The organism is Streptomyces aurantiaciflavus (assembly GCF_049808595.1).
Taxonomy (GTDB): domain Bacteria; phylum Actinomycetota; class Actinomycetes; order Streptomycetales; family Streptomycetaceae; genus Streptomyces.
Window position 1 is genome coordinate 275,626 of sequence record NZ_JBNCAQ010000010.1, and the last position, 9,885, is coordinate 285,510.

Annotated in this window: 6 protein-coding genes, 1 tRNA gene and 1 other RNA gene; 6 read left to right on the plus strand and 2 right to left on the minus strand. The window is 72.1% G+C overall.

What is annotated here, in order from left to right; all coding sequences use genetic code 11:
* Positions 1–92 precede the first annotated feature (92 nt).
* The 4 genes from ACPT94_RS14755 to ACPT94_RS14770 all read left to right on the plus strand — a co-directional run bounded on the left by ACPT94_RS14755 (position 93) and on the right by ACPT94_RS14770 (position 5,194).
* The gene (locus ACPT94_RS14755) at positions 93–2,036 is read left to right on the plus strand and encodes a copper resistance CopC/CopD family protein (protein WP_425246012.1); all 1,944 of its coding nucleotides are present in this window, start codon (positions 93–95) and stop codon (positions 2,034–2,036) included.
* Positions 2,037–2,123: 87 nt separating this feature from the next.
* Complete coding sequence (locus ACPT94_RS14760; RefSeq protein WP_425246004.1) at positions 2,124–2,552, plus strand: hypothetical protein; 429 nt, start codon at positions 2,124–2,126, stop codon at positions 2,550–2,552.
* An 11-nt stretch (positions 2,553–2,563) separates the two neighbouring features.
* Positions 2,564–4,744, plus strand: coding sequence for a tetratricopeptide repeat protein (locus ACPT94_RS14765; RefSeq protein ID WP_425246005.1), 2,181 nt, complete (start codon positions 2,564–2,566; stop codon positions 4,742–4,744).
* A gap of 153 nt (positions 4,745–4,897) precedes the next feature.
* Entirely contained in the window at positions 4,898–5,194 is a 297-nt protein-coding gene (locus tag ACPT94_RS14770) for a GYD domain-containing protein (RefSeq protein WP_425246006.1), read from the plus strand.
* A 162-nt stretch (positions 5,195–5,356) separates the two neighbouring features.
* Here ACPT94_RS14770 and ACPT94_RS14775 read toward each other — a convergent pair whose 3' ends face one another.
* Both ACPT94_RS14775 and ACPT94_RS14780 read right to left on the minus strand, forming a co-directional pair.
* Positions 5,357–7,792 (minus strand): helicase C-terminal domain-containing protein, encoded by a 2,436-nt coding sequence (locus tag ACPT94_RS14775; RefSeq protein WP_425246007.1) that lies wholly within the window; start codon positions 7,790–7,792, stop codon positions 5,357–5,359.
* 279 nt (positions 7,793–8,071) lie between these two features.
* Positions 8,072–8,156 (minus strand) — tRNA-Ser (locus ACPT94_RS14780).
* A 72-nt stretch (positions 8,157–8,228) separates the two neighbouring features.
* Between ACPT94_RS14780 and ffs the strand changes: the two genes are divergently transcribed.
* Together ffs and ACPT94_RS14790 are read left to right on the plus strand one after the other, a co-directional pair.
* An RNA gene (ffs, locus tag ACPT94_RS14785) (signal recognition particle sRNA small type) lies at positions 8,229–8,327 on the plus strand.
* Between the two features lie 231 nt (positions 8,328–8,558).
* Positions 8,559–9,885: DNA polymerase III subunit gamma and tau (locus ACPT94_RS14790; RefSeq protein ID WP_425246008.1), on the plus strand; the 1,327-nt coding region annotated here is incomplete at its 3' end.

Genomic DNA, 9,885 nt, shown 5'->3' on the forward strand with positions numbered 1-9,885 from the left:
GCGGTGACGTGAGCAAAGGGCGCGATGGCGGACGACGGGACGGTATGCGAACCGGTACGACAGGACGCGGCGGCCGGCGACTTCAAGGGCTGGTGCTGCTGGGCACCATGCTGGTCCTGCTCCTCTTCACAGGCGCGGGACAGGCGTCGGCCCACGCCGCCCTCCGCAGCGCCGATCCCGCCGACGGATCCGTCGTCAAGACCGCTCCCCGTGACATCACCCTGACCTTCACCGAGTCCGTCGGCCTGGTCGACGGCTCCTTCCGTGTCTTCGACCCGGACAACCGGCGGCTGAAGACCGGCAAGGAAGGACACGTGGAGGGCCGGGGCGACGTCGTGCGGGTCACCCTGCCCGAGAAGCTCGGCACCGGCACGTTCACGGTGGCCTGGCGGGTGGTGTCGGCGGACAGCCACCCCATCGCCGGCGCCTTCACCTTCTCCATCGGCAAACCGTCCGCGACCAAGGCCGTCCTGCCCTCCGACTCCGTCGAGGAACCGGCCACCGCCGGCCTCTTCAAGATCGGCCGGTACCTGGCGTACGGCGCGGCGGCCGTCCTCATCGGCGCGGCACTCTTCGTCGCCGCCTGCCGTCCGCCGGACGTCCGTCCCCTGCGGGGGCCGCTGGTGGCGGCCTGGTCGGTCCTCGCCGGCTCGACGGTCTTCCTGCTCCTGCTGCGCGCCCCCTACGAGACCGGCAGCGGCCCGGCGCAGGCCTTCGACCCGTCCGGCCTCTCCCGCACGCTGTCCAGCCGTCCCGGACTGGCCCTGGTGGCCCGGCTGGCGCTGCTGGCGGCGGCCGCCGTCCTCCTCGTACGGCAGCGCAGGCGTGAGCGGCTCTCGCGCGCGACCCTCGCCGTCGGCGCCGTCCTCGCCGTGGGCATCGCACTGACCTGGGCCGCCGCCGAACACGCGTCGGCCGGTATCCAGGTCCCGGCCGCGATGACGTCCTCGGTGCTGCACCTGCTGGCGATGGCGGCCTGGCTCGGCGGCCTGACGGCCCTCCTCGTCCTGCTCCACCGGGGCGCCCTCCCGGCCCGCGTGGCCGCCCGCTTCTCCCGGCTGGCCACCGCCTCGGTCGCCGTGCTCGCCGTGACGGGCGTCTACCAGGCCTGGCGCGGCCTCGGCTCCCCCGACGCGCTGACGGACACGACGTACGGCCGGCTCCTGCTCGCCAAGCTGGCCGCGGTGGCGGTGCTGCTCCTGGCGGGCCTGTCCTCGCGACGGTGGACGGAACGGCTGGTGAAGGCGGAGGAACGGATGACCTCGGAAGCGGGTGTGCGGCAGGAGTCGACCGCGGAGGCGGCAGGTGTGAAGGAGGGGACGACCGCGGGACCGGGTGCGAAGGAGGAGGTGACCGCGGGCGCGGGCGCACGTCAGGAAGTGACCGCGAAAGCGGGCGTGAAGCAGGAGGTGGCCGTGGCCGCCGAGGCGAGGAACAGGTCCCCGGTACGGGAACGGGTCCCGCAGCCGGTCGGCGGCCCCTCCCTGCCGGACGAACCCCCGGCCGAGGCGGCACCGCCGCTCACCCCGGCCGAGCACGCGCACCGCCGCGCCCTGCGCCGCTCCGTCCTGGCCGAGGTCGCCGTCTCCGTCGTGGTCCTGGGCCTGACCACCGTGCTGACGGGCACCCTGCCCGCCCGTGCGGAGGCCGAGGCGGCCACCACCGAGCAGGCCGCCGGCCTGCCCGTCGCCTCCGTGACCATGGTCCCCTTCGACATGAGCACCCCCGACAACCCCGGCCTCCGGGGCACGGTGCAGATCACCATCGACCCCGCCCGCGTCGGCGACAACTCCGTCCAGGCCGTGGTCTACGGACCCGACAACGGATTCGTCAGCATCCCCGAGCTGCGCGTGTCCTTCACCCTCCCCAGCAAGGACGTCGGCCCCCTCGACGCCAAGCTCACCGACCGCGGCGGCTACTGGAGCGCGACCTCCGTCAATCTGCCCATCCCCGGTGACTGGGAGATGAAGGTGACGGTGCGGGTGTCGGACATCGACCAGGTGACCGAGACCAAGACGGTGCGCGTCGTGGGCTGAGCTGCCGCCGGGCAACTGCCTCCCTCCGTGGGGGCCTTGGGGCTACGCTGAGGTGCGTTGCTCGGATCGGGCCTGGGGGGACATGTGGTGACGGAAGCACTCCTGGTGCTGGCCGCTTCGGGTGGGGGAGCCGTGGTCCAGGCGGCCGGTACGGACGCCTGGCAGGCGCTGTGCGGCGGTGTGGCCAAGCTGCTCGCCCGTGGCCGGGCGGACCAGGAGAGAGCCGAACTGGAGCGGCTGGACCGCACCCGGACAGCCCTGGAAGCCGCGCCCGACGGGGACGCCGCCGAGCGGACGCGGATCGCCCAGGCGGCGGTGTGGCAGACCCGCTTCGAGACGCTGCTGGAGGACGCCGACGAGCCGGAACGCCGGCGCATCGCGGCCGAGTTGACCGCGCTGATCGCCCAGGCCGGTGCCGCGCCGACGTACACCGGTGACCACGTCGACTTCCGGAACGCGACCTTCAACGGGCCGGTTCTGGGCAGCGGAACGCAGCACAACCACTTTCAGCGGTAGGGCGAGTGGGCATGGGGGCGAGCAAGAAGAAGTCCAAGGGCTCCAAGGGCGGCCGCAAGGGGACGGCCGGACCGGGGCGCCGGACGACCACGACAGGCCCGTACAACGACTTCCGCGGCGGTCACTTCGGCGGACCCGCCATGGGCAGCGGCACCCAGCACAACACGTACGTCCAGCAGTACGCGCCGGTGCCCACGGCCCTGGCCTCCCTGCGGCCGCTGCCGCCCGAGTTCACCGGCCGGGACGACGACCTGGCCTTTCTCCTGGGGGTGCTGGACCCGGCCCAGGACGCCGGTTCGCCCGCCGTCGCGGTCGTGGCCGGACTTCCCGGCGTCGGCAAGACCACCCTGGTCCACGCGGTCGGCCACGCCGCGCAGGAACGGGACTGGTTCACGGGGGTCCTGGTGGTGGGCCTGCGCGGCTACGACCCCGTACCGGCCCAGCCCGAGGACGTCCTGGACGCCCTGCTGCGCTCCCTGGGCGTGCCGGCCGAGCACATCCCGCCCACCGCGCCGGAACGGGAGGCGCTGTACCGCTCCCAGCTCGACGCCCGCACCCGCGCGGGCGAGCGGCTGCTGGTGATCGCGGACAACGCCTTCAGCACCGAACAGGTACGCCCCCTGCTGCCTCCCGGCCGGCACGGGCTGCTGGTCACCTCCCGCCGCAGCCTGCCCGGCCTCGGCCGCATGCGCACGCTCAACCTCCTCCAGCCCGAGGAGGCGGTCGCCCTCCTCGAAGCCGCCCTGCGCAACGCCGACCCCGAGGACACCCGCGTCCACGACGACCCGCAGGCCGCTGAACGGGTCGCCCTGGCGTGCGGCTGCCTGCCCCTGGCCCTGCAGATCACGGCAGCCCTCCTGGCCGCCGACCCCGGCCAGCCCCTCGCCGAGCGCGCGGACCGGCTCGCCGACACCGAGGAACGGCTGGAGGGCCTGGACGACGGCGAGCGCAGCCTGCGGGCCACCTTCGACCAGTCCCTGGACCGCCTGCCTCCGCAACAGGCGGACCTGTTCCGGATGCTGTCGCTCAATGCGGGCCCGGACATTTCCACGGCCGCGGCGGCGGCTCTGTACGGACAGTCCCAGCAGGCCACGGAGAAACTGCTGGGCCAGCTGGCGATCGCGCACCTGGTGCAGCGGGGGGCGGTGCGGGGACGATGGCAGCTGCATGACCTGCTGCGGGATTATGCGGCGGCGCGGGTGGCGGAGCACATGGCGAACTCGCGTCCGGCGCGGAGGCGGTATGAGCGGGCTCGGGCGGAGCTGAACGACTATTACGTGCGCACGGCCGACGCTGCCGACAGCCATCTTCCGCCGGTCGGGACCGGGGCACGGTCGCCCCTCTTCGAGGATTGGGCCCAGGCACTGGAGTGGCTGGACGCCGAACGCGCGAACCTGATTGCCACCGCGGAATCGGAAGGCGCCACGTACACCACCCTCTGTCTGGCCTTCGCTCTCGGCTCGTATCTCGCGTGGCGCAAGAGGCTGAAGGACCTGATGACCGTTGCCTCGCTTGCCGTGGATGCCTGCCGGGTGACGGGAGACATACGGAACGAAGCCCGGGCCTGGAACAACCTCGGCAGTGCCCTCACCGACGGGGGGCGCCACGAAGAGGCCATCCCTGCTCATGAGACAGCTCGCCGCCTGCACCAGGAGCAGGGCGACACGGTTGGTGAAGCCATGGCCTGGAGCAACCTCGGTCTCGCCCTTGCTGAGGCGCGGCGCTATGAAGAGGCGATCACCGCTCATGAGACGGCTCGCGGGCTTCTTCAACAGCGCGGTAACGATCTCCAGGGGCCGGCCTGGAACAACCTGGGTCTCGTTCTGCGGGAGGTCGGGCGCTACGAAGAGGCGATCACCGCTTACGAGACGGCGCGCGGGCTTTTTCAGCAGCAGGGTGATCTCCACAGAGAGGCCATTACCTGGAACAACCTCGGCTCCACTCTGCGTTCGGTCGGCCGCCTGGACGAGGCCCTGGCCGCCGGTGAGCGCGCCGTGGCCATGCTGGAGGAGATGAAGGACAGGTACCGCACCGGCGAAGCCCTGGAAGAACTCGCCACCACCTCCGCCGAATCCGGCGCCCCCGCCCCCCGGATCCGCGACCTCTGGCTCCGAGCCGCAGCCTCCTACGACGAGGCCAACGCCCTCGAAGAGGCCGCCAACGCCCGAGCCAAGGCCGCCGAGGCGATCTAGGTCCTGTCCTCCGCCGACGGACCCCACGCGGGCCCCGACCGCCAACGGGTCGGGGGCTTGCGTGTGCTCGTTCGGGCGCGCACATTCTGCGGATTTCAACCGCTGTGCCCAGGATTGACCTCGCGATCTGTTCCCTCGTGAAGGTGAAGGACCATGCCCACGTACGTCACGTTGCTGAACTGGACCGATCAAGGGATCCGGAACTACAAGGACACACCGAAGCGTGCGGAGGCCTTCGCCGCGGCGGCAGAGAAGCTCGGGGCGAAGATCCTGAACCTCTACTGGACCGTCGGTTCGTACGACATCGTGGCCGTCGTCGAGGCCCCCGACGACGAAACCGCCACCGCGGTGCTCCTGCAGCTCGGCGGAGTGGGCAACGTCCGCACCACGACCCTGCGGGCCTTCGGCCGAGAGGAAATGGACCGCATCATCGCCAAGGCCACCGGCTGAGACGGAAACCGGGACGGACCACGAACGCCAGAGGGCCGGACCACTTACGTGGCCCGGCCCTCTGAGCTGGCGGAGGTTGTTCGTCCGGGGGTTCGGGGAGGCAAGCCTCCCGATGGGGACAGCATCTCCGTCGATACTGTCCCCAACGACACCGTCTTCCCTTCACTCCGGCATGAGGCTCATGACGCTCTGGATACGGGAGAGGGTGAAAACGCGCTCGTCGTCTCGCAGGTGGCACCAGGCTTCGAGGTAGGGCGGGTCGAGCATGAGGCGGCTGAGGGTGCGCACCGTCCGGTTCCCCGAAGCGGCGACGTACTCGACGGTGATGGGTTCACCGGCATCGATGGCATGGGCGAGCTGACGGACGTCGCTGTACGGCAGGCGCTTCGCCCACCCTGCGACGATCTCCTCGGTGTCCGTCGCGAAGGCCGGTCCCCCGTCGAACGGCGCGGGTTCGGGAGGCGTGTGCGGGGCCTTCAGCAGCTGGATCGCCAGTTCGTTCGGGTCGACTGGGGTGGGTGCCTGCGCCACGCCTGTGGCAGCGATCCGGCCCCTGTCCCTCCCGCCGGTGCCGCGCGGAGCCGGCACTGGAGCGGCGGCCCGCTGAGGCCGGGTCTTCTCGATCCGTACCGTGCCCTCGGCGGTCTCCGCGACGGGGGCGTATCCCTCGGCCCGGAGCGCGGCGAGAGTCGTGTTGAGCGGGCTGCGACTGACCAGCACCGTCGGCGCCAGCTGCCGTAGCCCGAGTTTGGCGAGCTTGCGGTGGGCGGCGAGTTCCGCCAGGAGCGCGGGTTCGTCGCCGTGGAGGACACAGGCGGCCGGGGCGATGCGCACACGCCCGTGGCCGCGCGCGGTGTCGACGATCAGGTACGTCAGCGGCTGCGGCAGGGGCCCGGTGGAGACAGCCGCCAGGTCGGCCGTGATGTCGTCGGGGAGACGGCCTGCGTCCAGCGCCCGGCGGATGCTGCCGGCGCTGAACCGCCACACCGATGCCGTGCCGCTGGTCTCCCGGTCGGCGACGGAGTCCAGGAGTGAGGCCAGCCGCGCGGACGGTGTGCCGGTGACGACGGCGGTGAGGTCGGCGCCGATCCGTGCCGTCGCGGTGGCCGAGGGCAGCAGCCGCCGGCACTCGACGCCCAGCCCCTTGCTGTCGCCGCTCCACAGATGGATGCCGAGGGCGGACAGGGCGCCGCGAGCGAGGACGCCGAGGATTTCGGCCTCACGCATCACGGTGGCGAACGGTTTTCCGTCCGGGAACGATGAGTGGGCGAGCGGACGGTGCCAGGCGATCAGGGGCCCCAGATCCGAGGTGACCGTCGTGCCCTGCCTGGCCGGAAGGTGTGCGGCTGTGGCCAGCAGCCCGTGGCGAGCCTGCACACAGCCGTTGCACGGCGGTGCTCCCGCGAGAGCGGGAAGGGCCTTGTTGTCCTCGTCACGCGCCTGGGTCGGGGTGAGCGGCAGGTTCCGCCATGCCTGAAGCAGCACGGCGAACCGCTCCGGGGGTTCCTGTTCCGCCCAGGCGTCGTAGGCCGCGGTGGGTGCCACGCGATCCCCGTCCCGATCCAGGAGCCCGGCGGCGTACGCGGTCTCCAGGGTGAGGCGTACGACGGCGTCGTCGGCCTGCGCGGTCTTGCCGATGCGGGCCAGTTCACGCGCACCGATCCCACCGGATTTCAGCCGGGTCGGCGGGGCTGCCGAGCAGGCCGACAGGACCGAGGCGGCATGGGACGCGAACGCCGTGGCCGCCGCTGATGCCTCGTGGTCGACCTCCTGCGGGGTGACGGACGCCGTTGGCACGGAAGGCGGGACGGGGTCGAACGGGGCGTGCCAGCCCGGCCCGCGCAGTGCACGCGCCACCTCGGCAGGCATACGGGCCGAGCCGTAGCGGTGACGGTCCTGGATCAGGAGCCCCCGGTCCAGTGCCCATCGCTCGCCCGGTTCGAGGCCGGGGCCGGGGGCGCCGAACACGATGAACTGCGGCTGCCCCGGCACACCCTCCGCTCGGCGTTCGAGCAGCTTCCGTGCCACCTCAGGGGCTTGCGCGACCACCGAGACAACCTGTTCCGCGTCACTGTGGTGTCCCACCAGCGCGGCCAGTCGCTGCGACTTGGTGCCCGGCGGTTTGACGCCCAGTGCCGCCAGCATGCCGCGCAGCTCGTCGGAGGTCGCGCCCGCGAGCAGCTGCTCCAGCGGAGCGTCCAGCCCCAGGGGCGCGTCCCACGCCTGGCGCAGCGATCCGGCCATGCGGAGCTTCCCCGCGTCGTCCGGCCAGACCAGAGCATGATCGGCCAGCACTTCCAGCACGGCGTCCAGTTCACGAGTGGTTTCCTCGTTCGCCGCCCCCAGCAGCTCCGCCAGGGCGTCACGCGACGCGGGCGCACCCAGCGCCGCCAGCGCCTCGGCCACCTGGAGGTGCGGCAACGTGAGCCGCGGCAGGACCAGTGCCACCGATCCCGGACGCTGCAGACGGTCCGCCAGTTCCCCCACCGAGCGCGGTTCCGGAGGGGACATGACGTCCACTCGCGCTCCGAGCACGCGTGCCAGACGAGAGCCGTTGAGACTGCCCAGCCATGTCGCCAGCGTCGATCGGGACTTCATGCGGGATGCACCTCGTCAGACCAGGGAATCGCAGCGGGGCCGGAGCCCCGGCGCCGGGTTCAAGAATGGCGTATCCCGGTGATCAGCGGGCGTCGCATGAGGGCAGGTCCCCCCAGTGAGCGTTGGCGCTTGCGGCCCGCCTCGACTGCGGCGCGCGAGGCCCGACCGGAGACGCGCTGTGGGAGCCGCCGAGCCCGCCCGCCACCGGCCGAAAGGCCGACTGAGACGGACGAACGCCAGAGGGCCGGACCACTTTCGTGGTCCGGCCCTCTGAGCCGGCGGAGGATACGAGATTCGAACTCGTGAGGGGTTGCCCCCAACACGCTTTCCAAGCGTGCGCCCTAGGCCTCTAGGCGAATCCTCCGCCGGAAACATTACATGACCGAGAGGAGTGCTCGCGAACTCGTTCCCTGCCCCCGGCATCAGGTAACCTTGGCGCAGCCCCTCACGCGGCGCTATCTGACTGAACTCCCCCAGGGCCGGAAGGCAGCAAGGGTAGGTCGGCTCTGGCGGGTGCGTGGGGGGCGCTTGCGTTTCCCCGGCGTGAGCGTGGGCGGTCGCCCGGGTCGAGCCGGGGCTGCTTCTCGGATCGGGCGGGAAGGATTCGCGGGTCCGAGCCGGGCAGCGGGTCGGGCCGGGTTCCCGCGAGCTGCGCCGGGTTCCTCCCAGGGCGAGCCGGGGCAGGTTCGCGGGTCGAGCTCGGCCGGGTTCCCGGGCTGAGCTGGGCCGGGGTCGGTTGTCAGTGGGCGCCTATAACCTCGTATGCGTGTCGTCTCTCGCGCTGTACCGCCGCTATCGCCCGGAGTCGTTCGCCGAGGTCATCGGGCAGGAGCATGTCACCGACCCGCTGCAGCAGGCGCTGCGGAACAACCGGGTCAATCACGCGTACCTGTTCAGCGGGCCGCGTGGGTGTGGCAAGACGACCAGCGCGCGCATTCTGGCCCGGTGCCTGAACTGCGAGCAGGGGCCCACGCCGACCCCTTGCGGGGAGTGCGAGTCGTGTCGGGACCTCGCGCGCAACGGACCCGGTTCCATCGACGTCATCGAGATCGACGCCGCTTCGCACGGTGGTGTGGACGACGCCCGTGACCTGCGGGAGAAGGCCTTCTTCGGGCCGGCGCGCAGCCGCTACAAGATCTACATCATCGACGAGGCCCACATGGTCACGTCGGCGGGTTTCAACGCGCTCCTGAAGGTCGTCGAGGAGCCGCCGGAGCACCTCAAGTTCATCTTCGCCACCACCGAGCCCGAGAAGGTCATCGGGACGATCCGGTCGCGGACCCATCACTACCCCTTCCGGCTCGTGCCGCCGGGCACCCTCCGGGACTACCTGGGTGAGGTGTGCCAGAAGGAGGACATCCCCGTCGAGGACGGCGTGCTGCCGCTCGTCGTGCGCGCGGGCGCGGGGTCCGTGCGTGACTCCATGTCCGTCATGGACCAGCTGCTCGCCGGCGCCGGGGCGGACGGTGTGACGTACGCCATGGCCACCTCCCTGCTGGGCTACACCGACGGCTCGCTGCTCGACTCCGTCGTCGAGGCGTTCGCCACAGGTGACGGTGCCGCCGCCTTCGAGGTCGTGGACCGTGTCATCGAGGGGGGCAACGACCCGCGGCGCTTCGTCGCCGACCTGCTGGAGCGGCTCCGGGACCTGGTGATCCTCGCCGCCGTCCCGGACGCCGCCGACAAGGGGCTCATCGACGCCCCCGCCGACGTCATCGAGCGCATGCAGGCCCAGGCCGGCGTCTTCGGCGCCGCCGAGCTGAGCCGCGCCGCCGACCTGGTCAACGAGGGCCTCACCGAGATGCGCGGCGCCACCTCGCCCCGCCTCCAGCTCGAGCTCATCTGCGCCCGCGTCCTGCTGCCCGCCGCCTACGGCGACGAGCGCTCCGTCATGGCCCGCCTCGACCGCATCGAGCGCGGCGTCAACTTCTCCGCGGGCGCCCCCGCCGGGATGCCGGCCATGGGATACGTGCCCGGCCCGGAGGCGCACGGGGGAGCGGCGGCTCCCGTCGCGGACGCGCCGATCCCGCCGGGCGGCGGTGCCGCGGCGGCCCGGGCGGCGGTACGGGGCCCGGCCGCGGGCGCTGCGCCGG